General features: G+C 34.0%; 15 protein-coding genes. 3 read left to right on the top strand and 12 right to left on the bottom strand.

Annotation, left to right across the window (positions count from 1 at the left end; genetic code table 11):
* Positions 1-3: 3 nt before the first annotated feature.
* Positions 4-462 (top strand): single-stranded DNA-binding protein, encoded by a 459-nt coding sequence (locus CUU59_RS00355; protein ID WP_099950066.1) that lies wholly within the window; start codon positions 4-6, stop codon positions 460-462.
* 16 nt (positions 463-478) lie between these two features.
* A complete protein-coding gene (rpsR, locus tag CUU59_RS00350) occupies positions 479-703 on the top strand; it encodes a 30S ribosomal protein S18 (RefSeq protein ID WP_075574159.1) in 225 nt (74 codons plus the stop codon).
* 852 nt (positions 704-1555) lie between these two features.
* On the opposite strand, the gene CUU59_RS00345 is transcribed toward rpsR, so the two are convergent.
* From CUU59_RS00345 to CUU59_RS00305, 9 genes are all read right to left on the bottom strand, one after another.
* Positions 1556-3172 carry a DUF4435 domain-containing protein gene (locus CUU59_RS00345; protein ID WP_099950065.1) on the bottom strand — a complete coding sequence of 539 codons (1617 nt, stop codon included), beginning with the start codon at positions 3170-3172 and terminating at the stop codon, positions 1556-1558.
* A 21-nt stretch (positions 3173-3193) separates the two neighbouring features.
* Entirely contained in the window at positions 3194-4276 is a 1083-nt protein-coding gene (locus CUU59_RS00340; RefSeq protein ID WP_099950064.1) for an HpaII family restriction endonuclease, read from the bottom strand.
* Entirely contained in the window at positions 4260-5333 is a 1074-nt protein-coding gene (locus tag CUU59_RS00335; RefSeq protein WP_099950063.1) for a DNA cytosine methyltransferase, read from the bottom strand. The genes CUU59_RS00340 and CUU59_RS00335 overlap by 17 nt, the downstream gene beginning before the upstream one ends.
* A 6-nt stretch (positions 5334-5339) precedes the next feature.
* The gene (locus CUU59_RS00330; protein ID WP_099950062.1) at positions 5340-5555 is read right to left on the bottom strand and encodes a helix-turn-helix domain-containing protein; all 216 of its coding nucleotides are present in this window, start codon (positions 5553-5555) and stop codon (positions 5340-5342) included.
* Positions 5556-5667: 112 nt separating this feature from the next.
* Entirely contained in the window at positions 5668-6000 is a 333-nt protein-coding gene (locus tag CUU59_RS00325) for a plasmid mobilization protein (protein ID WP_099950061.1), read from the bottom strand.
* 336 nt (positions 6001-6336) lie between these two features.
* Complete coding sequence (locus tag CUU59_RS00320; RefSeq protein WP_099950060.1) at positions 6337-7812, bottom strand: VapE domain-containing protein; 1476 nt, start codon at positions 7810-7812, stop codon at positions 6337-6339.
* 117 nt (positions 7813-7929) lie between these two features.
* A complete protein-coding gene (locus tag CUU59_RS00315) occupies positions 7930-8292 on the bottom strand; it encodes a plasmid mobilization protein (RefSeq protein ID WP_099950059.1) in 363 nt (120 codons plus the stop codon).
* A complete protein-coding gene (locus CUU59_RS00310) occupies positions 8285-9409 on the bottom strand; it encodes a site-specific integrase (RefSeq protein ID WP_099950058.1) in 1125 nt (374 codons plus the stop codon). Before CUU59_RS00310 ends, CUU59_RS00315 begins: the two co-directional genes overlap by 8 nt.
* Before the next feature lies 1 nt (position 9410).
* The gene (locus tag CUU59_RS00305) at positions 9411-9605 is read right to left on the bottom strand and encodes a hypothetical protein (protein WP_002839721.1); all 195 of its coding nucleotides are present in this window, start codon (positions 9603-9605) and stop codon (positions 9411-9413) included.
* Between the two features lie 261 nt (positions 9606-9866).
* Between CUU59_RS00305 and CUU59_RS00300 the strand changes: the two genes are divergently transcribed.
* Entirely contained in the window at positions 9867-10298 is a 432-nt protein-coding gene (locus CUU59_RS00300; RefSeq protein WP_099950057.1) for a helix-turn-helix domain-containing protein, read from the top strand.
* 265 nt (positions 10299-10563) lie between these two features.
* Here CUU59_RS00300 and CUU59_RS00295 read toward each other — a convergent pair whose 3' ends face one another.
* The 3 genes from CUU59_RS00295 to murC form a co-directional block, all read right to left on the bottom strand.
* Entirely contained in the window at positions 10564-11415 is an 852-nt protein-coding gene (locus tag CUU59_RS00295) for a MerR family transcriptional regulator (protein ID WP_099950056.1), read from the bottom strand.
* A 378-nt stretch (positions 11416-11793) separates the two neighbouring features.
* Positions 11794-13323, bottom strand: coding sequence for a glutamine-hydrolyzing GMP synthase (gene guaA / locus CUU59_RS00290; RefSeq protein WP_099950055.1), 1530 nt, complete (start codon positions 13321-13323; stop codon positions 11794-11796).
* Positions 13324-13408: 85 nt separating this feature from the next.
* Complete coding sequence (murC, locus tag CUU59_RS00285) at positions 13409-14782, bottom strand: UDP-N-acetylmuramate--L-alanine ligase (protein WP_099950054.1); 1374 nt, start codon at positions 14780-14782, stop codon at positions 13409-13411.
* Positions 14783-15296: the final 514 nt, after the last annotated feature.

Raw genomic sequence — 15296 nt, 5'->3', positions numbered from 1 at the left:
TTTATGAATAACGTAATATTAATAGGAAGACTTACCAAAGACCCAGAGCTAAGGTACACAAATAACCAAAATTTACCGGTTACAACCTTTACCCTAGCAGTTGACAAGGGCCTAAGTAAGGACAAAAAACAAGAAATGGAAGCCAAAGGACAACCAACAGCAGACTTCCCAATGATAGTTGCTTTTGGTAAAACGGCTGAAAATGTTGCAAATTATTTAGCAAAGGGACTTCTAGTCGCAGTCAGAGGAAGAATTCAAACCAGAACATACGACGATGCCCAAGGGCAAAGAAGATATGTAACTGAAGTTTTGGCAGACAATGTAGAATTTATCGAATGGAAAGACCGCCCACAACCATCCACATCCTTCCAACCAAACAACGGATTTGGTGGAAACAGCGGTTTTGACAACGACGACTTCTCAGGTTTCGAACCAAGACACGACGACAATATCCCTTTCTAGGTGAAAGGAGTTAAATATGCAAAGAAGATTTCGTCCAAGAAAAAAAGTTTGTCAAGGATGCCTTGATAAAAACGAAAAGTTCGATTACAAGGACGTACAAAAATTAAAACGCTACACATCTGATCGCGGTAAAATTTTACCACGTAGGGCAACAGGCGCATGCGCAGCCCACCAAAGAAAGATCGCTCTTGCCATCAAACGCGCAAGACAAGTAGCATTGCTACCATACGCAGACAATTAATATTAAGCTGGAGGTTCATCCTCCAGCTTTTTTTGTGAAAAAATTGGGGGAGGGTTGTAAAGACTCGTCCGCATTCGCGAACGAGTGGCGACCATTTCAGGATTGCCGTTACACCACATCCATAGCCGAGCGAGAGAATGTATACGTTCTTAAAGATTTTCGTAGGAGAAAGTATTTTGCTCGCCCACGGGACATCGAGTCTCCGTGGACGAGGTGTCCACAACAAGGTGGACGGTACATGGCTACATGAATATCCGTAGGAAAAACTTGTTCATTTTTTACGACGCTCTGCGGGTAGCGGCCGTGGTTTATCCCGGCCATTCCGGGACCGATCCCCATTTATGGTGTGAGGTCTCGGCCTTATGCATAACAAAAAAGGCCATACATTTTTGTATGACCTCTCCCTTTAAATACATTTTAAAATTTATACATAAATTTCGCTGGAAAATTGTCTTCTCCTAACCTTTATGCATGCAATTTGCGAGGAAAAACGGGAAATTTCGCTTTAGCCGCAGAAATTTTGCGAATGAGATGTGCTCGTATTTTAATTTGTGAGGAAAAATTGATGAATTTTTGTAGCTTGAGACTTTTTGACGAATGAGGCGTACTCAAGTGTACGTCGGAATGAGCAAAAAGTCGAACACTGCAAAAATTCGCAATTTTAACCACAAATTACTCCCATTCTTCTTTTCCAAACGTCCGATATATCCCAAACCATTCAAAATACTAGATTTTATTTTTTCTAATATCATTTAATCCATCTAATTATAGGACGTTTTAAGATTTTTAGTCCCGTCCCAGTCCCAGTACCGGAGAAATTATAATTGTTCCGAACTAAGTTTATATAAATGTTTAATCCGAAAGCCTTGGGACATAGTTTTTAAATATTCCAAATACTTCCTCTTGTTCCTTATTTCGCAAAATAGAAATAACTGTATTTAAGTAATCATTGTCTTTTAAACCAAGATAATTACCTATTGATTTAGATAATCCCTTTTCATTAAACATTTCTAACACTTTTTTATAATCATTACTTAACAATGCTTCTTTATATGAATTTAATGTATCTTCATAAATATTATCAGTATTAATATTTCCAACAGCATTAGTTAAACTTTCTTTTGTATTAATCTCAGAGATTTCAGCCATTGATAATTCATACTTTATTTGAGATACTACACTTTTCCTAACCTGACTATGAATTTGATTACCAAATCTTTGCTTAATTATATAATTATTAATATCACTAAAAACATCACTAAAATTCTTACCTAAATGATTTGCTAAAAAACTGATCAGTTCTTCTATAACAAATAAATTTTCCACTTCTGAGACCTTTAATGTATAAATATTATCTTTTTCTAATTTATTTATTTCTTCTTCTGTTCGAAAGTCACGATCAATTATTCCATACACGTTATAATTATGAATCTTTTGGGTTGATTTAAAGGATTTTGTTCTCATAATAACTTGCATACAGCTTCCACAAGGAATAATAAAATAGTTAGGATATAAGATAGAGTATAATTGACTATCAAAACTATTTTCTTCTCCTTCTACAAACAAAATATTTTTACGTGACCCTAAAATATCAAATAGCAACTTTTCTGGTAATTCATTAGAAATTATTTTTTCTAAATCCCAATTTTCTCCATCATAACTCTTAATCCATATCTTTTCTGAATTTTTATGTGAGGCAGCAAAATTTGTATCATGTGTTATATAAATAAATAGGCAATCAGGGCGATGTTTTTCTAGACTCTCCCATAACTTATTCATTATTGTGCCATGAAGATGTATTTCAGGTTCATCGATTATCAGCGTTTTATTTTCAGGAATAACTAAAACTTGTGAAGCCAAATATAGTACTGCTCTTTCGCCATCACTCATTTGATTTGCAGAGTATTTTTCAGAGGCTTCATTATTTGCTACAGCGTAAAATTTAAAATCTTCAAATATTAAATGTCTTTGAGGAAAAATATTATCCCATATATTCATCAACTTTTTAATAATATTTATTGGTATTTTAGGCTTTTCTTTATTATTAATTTCAGCAATTTCACATTTTTTAAAGTAATCTGACATTTCATTATTGTTTAACGCTATTACAGCTGCTAAAACACTATCATAATCATCTATTAACTTAGTTGTTTTGGATTCTCCCCAATCCCATCTAAATCCCTTATCATGTCTTTCTAAATACGCTGAATCATTGGTTCCATAGAATACAATGTTTGTTGCGAAGTTAAGGTTGCTTAAAGGTATATTTGAATCAAAATTAAGATTCCTTTGGGCGCCAATACGATGAACATTCCCAGGGTCCTGGTCTTCTATCCAAGCACCTAATTTACTTTTTCCACTTCCATTTGCTCCTATAATAATTATAGAATTGTAATTAGTAGTATATTCAATAGCTTCTCCAGTTTCAGATGGTAGTTTATACTTAAATGCCTTTTCTTCTTTTGTCATAAATAATAATCTCCCATTATACTATCTAAATCTAATCTGCAAGTTCAGCTTTATGAAATCGTCTCCATTTTCACTGTAAATCTCCCCAAAATCATGTCTTGAAGTTGATGCGGTTTCATATTTTGTATTTTTTAATAGATATTCTTCAAAATAATTTCTATTATAGATATGATATGCAAGCACATTGCCTTCTCTAGTTACAATTATATATCCACCAGTAGCTTCATCAATACCGTCCCATACGGTCGCTGGTCTCATACCTAAAGCTATTGCCGTTAAAAATTTCTTGAACTTATATCTGTAAGCATTAACATTACCATATCCCATTGGATTTTCTAATTCCAATCTTTCGACCATATCTATACAATTTGTTATTCCATCTCTATAAAAATATAAAATAGTTTCAGCGATAATTTTATCCATTGAACTGTCAATTAGGACTAAATTGTCAGAAAAAGTTTGGTTTTGCATCCCTATATATTCAAGCTTTCCATTTTCTTCAATTATTTTGCTTATTCTTCCTCTTATATCAGTATGTTTTTTACCTTTTGAAACTATATATATTTCGTTTGCCTCTCTCACTAGCAATGGATTTTCGTGTAATATTTTAAAGATGAAATTTGTTGTTTTCCCTGCATTTAACAAAGTTGGCATTGAACCTAACTCTGATTTAATAGAAAAGCCAACTGTTGGTGAGTATCCTGTATTAATGTCTACTATTTTTATAGTAATATCGCTCTTATCAGTTGCTGGCGCTGATAACTTATAGCATGAAATTTCATTCATAAAACTCTCTGTCTTAACTACAGAAAAAGATGAACCCTTGGATTTATTTATTTCATCGAGAAGTCGAGTAGCTTCCTCATCAAATTCATTTCTATTAACACTTTTTATTTTTTCGCCATTTACATAGATTTCAATCTGTTCACCTGTAAAATATTCTTTTAATTCACCAGAAATTTCTTCTCTAATAACTTTAATTACAGGGAAATAAATATCGTCTAATCTATTTAATTCACTATCAGCTGCAAATAATTTTCCTTCAGATAATAATTTAAATAAAACATATATTTCTGACCATTCACCCTTATTGCCACTGAGCATTTGCCACCTCCAAAGATAACTCTAATTGTTCATAGATTTGACCTTGTGGAAAATCATCATAATCCTCATCTACACTAACGCCCTCTAATTGATTTTTAACTTTTTCAGCTATAGCCTTAATAACTGGTACAGTTACAGAGTTTCCAAATTGCTTATACAGATGTGTATCTGCTACAACTAATTTAAAATCATCTGGAAATCCTTGTAATCTAGCCCATTCTCTAGGTGTCATTTTTCTTATATATTCTTTATTTATACTTCCTTTAATATTTGTAACTGGAGTAAAATCCGTTAATCTCCTATCTATAATTAAGTTTCTTTCTCTTCCCATGCCACCGCATACAATAGCTCCCGCTATAGAATCTAAATTTCTAATTTCGTATCCAAAACCATTGCCTTTTGCTGCGTGTCTCTCCTTATGTCTCCTTAAGGAATTTAAATAGACATCCGATAGATAATATTTTGGAGATGTTTCTTTTTCTTCAATAATATCAGCTATAACTTTAGAATCATCTGATCCTTTTGGAAATACAAACCTTTTAGGAGCAATATCTTTTCTAAATGCTACAATATAAATTCTCTCTCTATTCTGCGGGACACCAAAATCTTTACTATTTAGCACTTTGAAAAATACAACATAACCTAATTCTTCTAATATTCTTTTTATTACTTTAAAGGTTCTTCCTTTGTCATGATTGAGTAAATTTTTAACATTTTCAGCGAAGACTACTTTAGGTTTGTGGTATTTCACTATTCTAGCAACATCAAAAAACAATGTCCCCCTAGCATCTTCAAAACCCTTTCTTTGTCCAGCTAATGAAAATGCTTGGCAAGGAAAACCAGCTAGCAAAATATCATGAGATGGGATATCTTTTTCATCTATTTTTGTAATGTCTCCAGCAATATGTGTATATTTTCCAAAATTTGCCTTGTATGTCTCTTGAGCTTTACTGTCCCATTCGCATACGAAAACTGTATCTATGTCTTCTCCAAATGCTTGGTCAAAACCTAATCTTATTCCACCTATGCCAGCAAATAAATCAATCGATTTATACATAATTAATCACCTACAATACTCAACTATATCGTTAATATCACATTCTAGCACATAGCAAATCTTCGCTATAGTTTCTAAGTCAATTCTTTTAACCTTGTTATTACAATAAGAATTAAGTTTCGTCCTTTGAAGATTTGCTTCTTTTTCTAATTTGTTTTTACTTATATTTTTTTCTTCTAAAACCTGGTCTATTTTAAAAATAATTTTCCCAAAGTTTTGCATAAATTTCTCTCCCTTGTAATTTTAAAAACGGCATTTCAATCAACTATATTATATCATATTTTAAAAACTTCTTACAGGTCTAAGATATTTTAAGGAAGTAATTCTATTTAGTTCAGTTTAATAAAAGGGAATGTATATCCCATATTTCGTTTCCCATTTTTTCTATTTTTTCTCTCATATAATCAATGTCTTTCTTGTAAATAACACCTGTTGTATTAGTTGCTTTTGCAATCTGGTTTATATTATTTGTTGCATTTGAAAGTAGCCATTGGAGATCTCTGAATGGTTCTAGGTCTACAATATAAATTTCTTTTTCTAATACACATTTTCTAAGAAAGTGGGACATTGTTTTGCAATTTGCAAGTTTCATTTTCTTTTCAAATATTTCTTTTTCTTCGTCTGTTAAATATATTTTAAGTTGATTTTTTCTTGTTCTATTATCCATAATTTTCTCCTTTGCTTATATCTTTTGGGGTCTTAGGGTTCTCCCTAACAAGGTAAAAATCATAAAATTAGATAGCCTTATAAGCTATTGATTTTTCGATTTTTTCGTAAGTGGGTACTCACTTACTGTGCTTGCTATTACTAACAAGTCTTTAATTTGATTTTCCATAATTTTACAAATAGGAATTAATAAGTGTAACTGTAACTTATAAAATAAAAACTTCCAAAATTAGGCGAGCTTGTTTTAAGAGTCTTTGACAACCCCTTATTATCAAGCCATTAATTTATGTAATCCTAATTTAAGAAGATTTATAACGATGGGTTACAGGTTACAAAGTTACATTTGTATCTTTACTTGATTTGCAGTATCTATTTCTAATTGATTTTCTTTTTGCCATTCTTCTGGCAATAAATTCTTGTCAACTTCTATAAAGTCAGTTTCGTTTTCTGTTTTCTTTTCATAATATAGTTTTACTGGAATTGAGACTCCACTTGGTGATATTCTCTGGGTCTTTGACGACCTAACTGGAATCCAGTCTTGGAAATAATTATCCATAATCTCTGAAAAAGACTTTGATTTTATTTGGTAGCCTTGCATGGTTAGTTCTTTGAAACAAGTTATATTTGGATCTGCACTTTTCGGTTTATATTCTTCTAAGAAATACCTAATGTCTTCAACGTCTGGATTAAGATATTTGAACTTTTCTTGCTCCTTATGCAAGTCTTTTAAAAGATTTTTTGGTATAGTCCATGCGTGAGTCTTGTTTTTAAAGATTTCATATCCCAAGGCTAGAGCCTGATTAAAATCTTCTCTTATACGTGACATATATTCTTTGACTGAAAGTTTTTCATTGTTATTTTTATCTGGATATATAGTCCTTATTCTTTGATTCGGGTTACATTCAACAGGCAAATATCTTCTTTCTCCAGTATGGTCATTAAGAAAAGTTCTTTCATTTAGTGTCCCTATGAAGATACAAGTTCTAGGCACATCAGTGGCATATTTTTCGTAGGGTATTCTTATCCTATCACTTAATTTTGATAAAAAAGATTTAGCTTCATTAGCCGATTTTGCGTTTCTTAAGGCAACAAATTCTTCAATTTCAACGACAGTTTTACCCATAAGATTCATAATAGCATCCTTACCTTGAATGTTTTCTATTGTGCAAAACCAATCATCTGTTATGGACAAGTATCTTGCAAAAGTCGATTTGCCTATACCTTGTCCCCCAACTAAAACAATCATCTCATCAAACTTAGAACCTGGATTAAAAATTCTTCTTATCATACCCAATATCATATGTTCCATTATCCAATTATTTAGCTCTGTATCATCTGCTCCCAAATACCTTGGTAAAAGTTTTCTAATGGCATTTTTATCTCCATTCCATTTTAAATTTTGAAGATATTGCTTTGGTGGACTCACTTCATATTGATGAGCTACAAAACGAATAGCCTCCCACATTTTATTGGCGTTATAATTAATTCCAAAATGTTTTTCTATCTCTAAGCCTAGTCTATTATTTAAAGAATCATCCCAAAGTCGTATTTGATTTTCCTTTATATTTCTTTCTCCAATAATTTTCCCCTGGAATTTTATTTCATTGGTAAATTTATCAAAGAATATTTGCCCATCAATGATTTTTTTATTTTGGCAATATTTGGGATTTAAAATAGCTGTTACAATATTCCCAGTAATTTGTCTAACCGTCCCCTTATCTGTAGTTTGTAAGTCTAAAAAGGCGTAAGTCTGATCTATTTCTGGGAATTTTAATTTAAAATCTGTCATAATGCTCACTCCTTTTACAATCATCTAATTTCTTTATTGTTTTATATGTGTTTTCCATTTTATCCTCCTGTCTGGTATAAATAAGACTCCTGTGGTAAAATGAACTTGTCTAGAGAACACTTCTCACAGGAGTGTATGCCTTTACTCTTTGTAGTAAGGGCTTTTTTCTTTTTTGATTTCTTCATATATTTCTAAAATATAGATTAAAATATCAGCTTCATCGTCATTGAGTTTACCAAACTTCTTAATAATTTTTGCTAGTTGAAATATTTCCTTGGCTATATTATCAGAAAGTCTATAATCACTTACTAACTTAACTTCGTGATTTAATAACATTTGTAGAAAATAATCTTGTTTTTTAAGTCCGCTTATTTCAATCTTTTTGTTTATTAAATCATATTCTTCTTCAGATACTCTGAAATTTAAAATGCGATTTCTTTTTCTATTTTTCTCTTTATTTCTAGTTTTTTGTGAAATGTCATCTAATGAATATCTTCTAAACATCTTGATCGTCCTCTTCTAATAAATCTTTCCAATCATTTGCCTTGTTATTTCTTACTTGTGTTAAAGACAGAGCCATTTCTTTTTGCTTACTAGGGAAAAGATGAGCATACCTATAGGTGATGTCAATCGATTCATGTCCAACCCTATCAGCTATTGCCGTTGCAGAAAATCCTAGTTCAATTAAGAGCGAAACATGAGAATGTCTTAAATCATGTATTCTAATTCTCTTTACTTGAGATTTCTTAGATCCCCTATCCATTTCATGGTGTAGGTAGCTCTTAGAGAAATTGAATATTAAATCTTTTGCTTTTAACTTATAAAAACTATCTACATACTCTTTAATCTCATCCGTTAAAAATTCAGGCATAACTATTGTCCTTATACTCTTTTTAGTCTTAGGAGCAGTTATTACATTTTCCCCATCAATCCTTTGTAAAGATTCATCAATTTTTAATGTATGCCTTTCAAAATCAAATTTTTCTTTTGTTAAGGCTAATAATTCTCCCATTCTAAGACCACACCAATATAAAAGTTCAAAAGCATAGAATGATTCAGGTTTATCTTTTATAGCTTCTATAAATCTTTCATATTCATCTTGAGTCCAAAATAGCATTTCATCAGCTTCTTTTTCTCCCATAGAACCAACATCACGAGCAACATTAGTTTTTAAATTGTAGTACCTGCAAGCGTGATTTAAGATGCTAGATAACTGGGCATGAATAGTTCTCAAATAAGTAGGAGAGTAGTTCTTCCCATTCTTATCCTTAATCTTCATAAGCTCATTTTGCCATTGAATGATGGTTACATTATTAATATCATTAAGCATTAAATCACCAATATAGGGAAGTATTTTTTGATTTACAATTGCTTCTTTTGTTCTCCAAGTATTTTCTCTTATTCTTGGTTTTATATCCCTCTTGTAAAGTTCAAAAAACTCCCTAAAGCTCATCTCAATTGATTCCGAATGTTGATTTAAAAATTCTTGTTCCCATTTTAATGCTTCTTTTTTCGTTGAAAATCCACGTTTTTTCTTAGTTAATTTTTCTCCTTTCCAGTTGGTATAATAAAACCTGCAATACCAAGTTTTATTTCCACTTTCATCTCTGTATGCTGGCATTTTAAACCTCCTTTGCATTTGTTGGTTTATAGCAATACTTTTCCATAAAGTATTCTCTATTTACCTTTCCTCTTTGCACACGATAGCCTAATTTAAGTAGATCTTGATTCATATCGTTTATTATCTGATATGCTGTTGTCCTACTTACATCAAGAAATTCTTGTACATCTTTTGCATTCATAAAAATACCTTTCATAATGTCCTCCTTTTATAGTTTGTAAGGTTCTACATCCTCAAAAGAGTGAGCATTAATTTATATGTCTTACAATTTCCGTTCAATATCGAACGGTATGTATATATAATAACAGTTCATATTTGTTCTGTCAAGTTTTTTCTATTTATTTTTTTCTAAAATATTCAGTTGTTTGCAGATATTTGTAACAGAACAGTTTTGTTGAGCTTTTGTTCGTTTTGTGATAAAATATTTATAGTTATTGTGAAATAAGGAGGAGTAAGTTTGATTTCTGGAGAAAAATTAAAAAAGTTAAGACTTATGCGAAACTTAACTCAAAAAGAACTCGCTATTAAGTCTGGTTTGACAGATGCTGCCATAAGAAATTATGAACTTGGAAATAGATCTCCAAGTAAAGAACAATTACAAAAAATATCTGAAGCACTTGATTGTGATATATCAGCATTAATTAATCATGAACCTAATTCTATTTTTGAAATAATGCATATAATTTTTGATTATGAAAAAGACATGAAGTTTAGACCCTTAGCAGACAACGGAGAAATTACAGGGCTCTTATCAAATGATGTAGACTTCAATAATTTTCTTATAGAATGGAATGAGATGAGAAAAAAGCATTACAACGATGAGATAAGTGACGAAGAATTTGAAGATTGGAAATTATCTTACCCTAAAAAATCAAGATTTTTAAAATAAAAATATGTACGCATAAAGACCGCAGCTTGAAGCTACGGTCTAATTTTTTGTCCAAATGTAAAGTACTTAGAACTATTATTCGGTTTACTCTTCTTTATAAATTTTCTCATCTTAGTCCCGTCCCTATCTCAAATCCTAAATACATGTCTAGTTTCCAACCGTTTTTGATACAATTAAACTATTCTCTTAACCCTGAAACTCTTTACATTTGGGTATGGAAAAAGCACCTACTTAGTATTTAGTATAAGTAAGTGCTTACATATGATTATTGATATTTATTATTTAGATACTGTTCATTTACCTTTAGCAACTTCTTATAGTAATCATCATAGCTCTTGCTAAATTTTCTAATAAGTGGAATTGCTATTTCATAATATTGATTTTCTTTCATAAAGTTTTTAAGCTTTTCCTGGATTTGTTTCATCAAGCTATTTTGATACTCTTCACTATTTTTATAGGTTTCATACGAAGAAATTGCATCTTCATTATCTTTCATCCATTTTTCTGGATTCTCAACAGCATCGAGTTTAGCCTGATTTAAATCCTTTAAGGTTTTCAAATCAAAGGGTGAGCTAATCTTCTCAATATATTTTTTCTCTTCTTCAGTTAATTCAAACGAAGGAAGCCTATCAAGATAATCTATATATTTGTAAAAAGAATTCTTACCATCATTTTCTAATGGTTCATTTAGAAATGGTTGATAAGCAGCAAATAACATTTGTCCAAAATATCCTGGAAAAGCATTCTCTAGTTTTTCATAGATAGTTTCTTCCGCCTCAAGTAATGAAATTTTATCTTTGATAAGTTGATTACTTTCACCTTTAACAACCATTTCTAGTATTGCTTTTCTTTTCTCATCAACCTCCAATTGATGCTGCTTTTTTCTTAAAACAGAAGACAGTGTATCCCCACCTGATGATATACACTGATTAATCTCTGAAATGCTCATTCCCAACTTTCTAAATACAGATACTTTTGTCAGAATTTCTAAATCTTTCTCACTATAGTCCCTATAACCATTCTCATATTTCTGGGGATGGATAAGTCCTTTATCCTCATAATATTCTATTGCCTTCCTAGTTAGACCCGTTTCTTTTTGAATTTCACTTCTTAACATGGTTATCTACCTCCTCTAATTAAAGGATAACACGGTCCCCAACGGACAGGTCAAGCCCTATACACTATATAAAATTCCCACTTCTCTATTAACTAAAACAGTGCCTGAACATTCTTGTGAATTGCTTATTTTCTCTTTGATAAATCTTATTCAAACCGACACTAAAACCGACATTTTATTGTCGTTTTTAAGTGTTTAACCCATCAAATAAAAAAGACCACAACACTTATGCTATGATCTTATTTTTTGCCAAAATGTAAACCACTTGGAACTATTATTCAATTTATTCTTTTTTACAAATGTTCCCATTTTAATCCCAGTTACAGTTTTTAATCTTCTGTAACCGTTGAATTTACAAGGTTTTTTAGTTTTTTGCGATTATTCCCATTCTATGGTTCCCGGCGGTTTCGAGGTTATATCATACACAACCCTATTTACCTCCGGCACGCCGTTTATAATTCTTCTTTGAGCTTCTTGCAAGAATTCATAGGAGAAGTTATAGCTTTCGGCGGTCATAGCGTCGACTGAGTTTACGGCTCTGAGAGCGACCATGTAGGAATAAGTCCTTTTATCTCCTTGGACTCCGACAGTTTTAATATCTGGCAGGACTGCAAAGGCTTGCCAAATTTTTTCGTAGAGGCCTTGTTCGCGGAGCATGGTGATATAGATATTGTCGACTCTTCTTAAAATATCCAGGCGTTCTTCGGTGATTTCGCCGATGATCCTGATGGCGAGGCCCGGTCCTGGGAAGGGGTGACGGTCGACCATGTGCTTGGGCAGGCCAAGTTTGTAGCCGATTTCTCTGACTTCGTCTTTGAACAGATCTCTAAGTGGCTCGATGATTTCAAAATCCACGTCTTCGGGTAGGCCACCAACATTGTGGTGGGACTTGATGACGTCTTCTTTTTTGCTGCCCGATTCCACAACGTCAGGATAAATGGTCCCTTGGACTAGGAATTTTGCATCGCCTTCGTTTTTCTTGGCGTCTTCAAAGACCCTGATAAATTCTTCGCCAATGATTTTGCGTTTCTTTTCAGGTTCTGTAACGCCTTTTAGTTTGTCGAGGAAGCGTTTTCTGGCGTCTACTTTTACAAATTTTACCTTGAAGTTTTCTGTAAAGACTTTTTCGACTTCTTCGGCTTCGTTCATCCTCAAAAATCCGTGGTCAACGAAGATGCATGTGCACCTGTCGCCGATGGCGCGTTCCATGATGGCTGCGGCTACTGATGAGTCAACGCCGCCTGATAGGCCAAGGATGGCACGTCCATTTGGTCCAACTTTGGCGCGGATCTTTTCTATTTCACGGTCTATAATATTGTCGCTGTTCCAATCCGCCTTGAGTTTTGCGATTTCAAAGAGGAAGTTCTCAAAAATTTCCTTTTGGTGTTCGGTGTTGTTGACCTCTGGGTGGAATTGGGTTCCGTAAAGTTTTTTATTTTTGTTTGCAATGGCAGCAGTCTTGCATTGTGGTGTGGTTGCGATTACTTCAAAGCCCTCTGGAAGGTCAGAAATATAATCTGTGTGGCTCATCCAAACTGTGCCCTTATTTAGGCCTTTGAATAGGTCATCGCCCGTGAAAGTCGCGTCGGCGTGGCCGTATTCGCTCTTGTCCTTGTCAGCGTGCTCGACCTTGCCGCCCAGTACATGGGCCATGAGCTGAGCCCCGTAGCAGATGCCAAGGATTGGAATCCCCGCGTCAAAGATCGCTTTGTCAATAGTCATAGCATTTTCAGCGTAGACGGAGTCTGGGCCGCCAGTAAGTATAATTGCGGACGGTTTTTTTGCCAGAATTTCTTCCATGGTGGAATCGCCCGGCATAATTTCACTGTATATGTTTAGATCACGGACCCGTCTTGCTATTAGTTGGCAATATTGGCCCTTAAAGTCTAGTACGATTACCCTGTCCATTTTACCTCCTTTGTTTTTTGTGATTTTTTATTATTATAATAAAATGAAAATTTTGGCCACGATTTGTGGCCTCAAATACACTTTTTTATTTATCTTCCAAATACATGTGGGCGAGTTTATTTACGTCGCCTGCCCCCATTGTTATAAATAAATCGCCAGGTTTTAGGGCGGGTTTTAAAAATTCCAGGGCAGATTCGAAGTCTGGATAATATTTGCAAGAAATTCCTCGTTCATTCATCTTTTCTACAAGATCGCGGGAGTGAATGCCCAAATTATTGGTCTCGCGAGCCGCAAATATATCTATAACTACAACCTCATCCGCCAATTTAAAGGCGTCTGCAAAGCCGTTTAATAAAATCTTTGTCCTAGTGTAAGTGTGGGGTTGGAAAACGCAGAAAATTCTCTCCTTGTTCATATTCTTGACAGCACTTAAGCTAGCCATAATCTCCGTTGGATGATGGGCGTAGTCGTCCATCACTGTGACCCCGTCTTTTTCACCAAGCATTTCCAGCCTTTGGTGAACCGCCTTGTAATGCTCAATTGCATCTACAATGGTCTCAATATCCAAGCCCGCGTCATAAGCAGTCGCAATGGCCGCCAATGAATTTAGGACATTGTGAACGCCCATTACGCTTGTATTTACCTTGTAAGTCTTGCCCTCAAATTCCAAATCGTAAGAAGCAAATCCCTCTTCGTCGTAGGAAATATCCTTGGCCCTAAAATCAGCTGGCCTGTGAATACCAAAAGTAATCAGCTTGCCATCGTGGGCCTGTCTAATATTTTTAAGACTAGCCTCATCACCGTTAATAATCAAATGACTGCCCGGCTTTAGACCCTTGATAAATTCAATAAAAGTAGACTCTATATGTTCAAGGGACTTGTAATAATCCAAATGGTCCTCGTCAATATTTAAAACGACGGCCGTTGTCGGATGGTATTTTAAAATATTGCCCTTGTATTCGCAGGCTTCGCAAAGCATCACATCGTGCTCTCCCACCAGGACATTGCCTCCAATAGCGTCCAAATTTCCACCAAGTAAAATCGTAGGTTTAAAATCGCTGTGCTTAAAAATCGTTGCAAGCATTGACGTAGTTGTCGTCTTGCCGTGGGTGCCCGTGATGGCGTAGGACTTTTTGTACTGGGTCATCAGCTGGCCCAAAAAACTCGCCCGATCAATCATGGGAATGCCTGACTCCTTGGCCGCAACAAATTCCGGATTGTCAGCTGAGATCGCATCTGTGTAAACAATTAAATCAGGCTTTAAAATATTTTTTGCATCTTGGGGTGCACTAATTTTGGCCCCATGGTCAATTAATTTTTGGCAAATAGGAGTAATAGTCCTGTCGGAACCAGAAACCCTGTAGCCCCGGTCCAAAAGCACGCGAGCCATAGAGCTCATGCCAATACCCCCAATGCCAATAAAATGTACTTCTTTAATATTATTAAAATCTATATCCATAAAAACCTCTTATATTACATTCATATTACATTGAATATTATACTATATATGACCACAAAATTCAATGTACCGAGTAATTTGTGGTTAAAATTGCGACTTTTTGCAGTATTCGACTTTTTGCTCATTCCGACGTACACTATAGTACGCCTCATTCGTCAAAAAGTCTCAAGCTACAAAAATTCATCAATTTTCCCTCACAAATTGAAAAGATAAGAGTACACCTGCGTCCTAAAAAATTTATTTCACTTCGAATCTCATCGAAATTCCCTAGCAAATTGTACGTATAAAAGTAAAGAGATAATAATTTTCCAGCGAAATTTATGCGAATAAATAAAGAGAAGAAAAGTCTCAAGCTGCAAAAAGGCGCTGTTTTCGAAGCCCTAGCCCAAGAGAGCGAGTGACAACGATGCTCGATTGGCTAGCAGGTCTCGTGTCAGAGATTCCCAAGAAACGAACGCGGTCGCGTGATGTTGATTGGTGAATCTTACGGCCCTCACAAATTATATTTAAAGAT

Origin of the sequence: Ezakiella peruensis (genome assembly GCF_900215725.1) — a bacterium.
Lineage (GTDB): Bacteria > Bacillota > Clostridia > Tissierellales > Peptoniphilaceae > Ezakiella > Ezakiella peruensis.
This window is presented reverse-complemented; position numbering and strand designations above follow the sequence as displayed.

Coding starts and splice junctions, on each gene's coding strand:
- CUU59_RS00310 (WP_099950058.1), bottom strand. CDS start 9,409: ATGCCAGCATACAGAGATGAAAGTGGAAATAAAACTTGGTATTGCAGG.
- guaA (WP_099950055.1), bottom strand. CDS start 13,323: ATGGACAGGGTAATCGTACTAGACTTTAAGGGCCAATATTGCCAACTA.
- CUU59_RS00305 (WP_002839721.1), bottom strand. CDS start 9,605: ATGAAAGGTATTTTTATGAATGCAAAAGATGTACAAGAATTTCTTGAT.
- CUU59_RS00325 (WP_099950061.1), bottom strand. CDS start 6,000: ATGGATAATAGAACAAGAAAAAATCAACTTAAAATATATTTAACAGAC.
- CUU59_RS00320 (WP_099950060.1), bottom strand. CDS start 7,812: ATGATTGTAAAAGGAGTGAGCATTATGACAGATTTTAAATTAAAATTC.
- murC (WP_099950054.1), bottom strand. CDS start 14,782: ATGGATATAGATTTTAATAATATTAAAGAAGTACATTTTATTGGCATT.
- rpsR (WP_075574159.1), top strand. CDS start 479: ATGCAAAGAAGATTTCGTCCAAGAAAAAAAGTTTGTCAAGGATGCCTT.
- CUU59_RS00340 (WP_099950064.1), bottom strand. CDS start 4,276: ATGCTCAGTGGCAATAAGGGTGAATGGTCAGAAATATATGTTTTATTT.
- CUU59_RS00330 (WP_099950062.1), bottom strand. CDS start 5,555: ATGCAAAACTTTGGGAAAATTATTTTTAAAATAGACCAGGTTTTAGAA.
- CUU59_RS00355 (WP_099950066.1), top strand. CDS start 4: ATGAATAACGTAATATTAATAGGAAGACTTACCAAAGACCCAGAGCTA.
- CUU59_RS00295 (WP_099950056.1), bottom strand. CDS start 11,415: ATGTTAAGAAGTGAAATTCAAAAAGAAACGGGTCTAACTAGGAAGGCA.
- CUU59_RS00315 (WP_099950059.1), bottom strand. CDS start 8,292: ATGTTTAGAAGATATTCATTAGATGACATTTCACAAAAAACTAGAAAT.
- CUU59_RS00335 (WP_099950063.1), bottom strand. CDS start 5,333: ATGTATAAATCGATTGATTTATTTGCTGGCATAGGTGGAATAAGATTA.
- CUU59_RS00345 (WP_099950065.1), bottom strand. CDS start 3,172: ATGACAAAAGAAGAAAAGGCATTTAAGTATAAACTACCATCTGAAACT.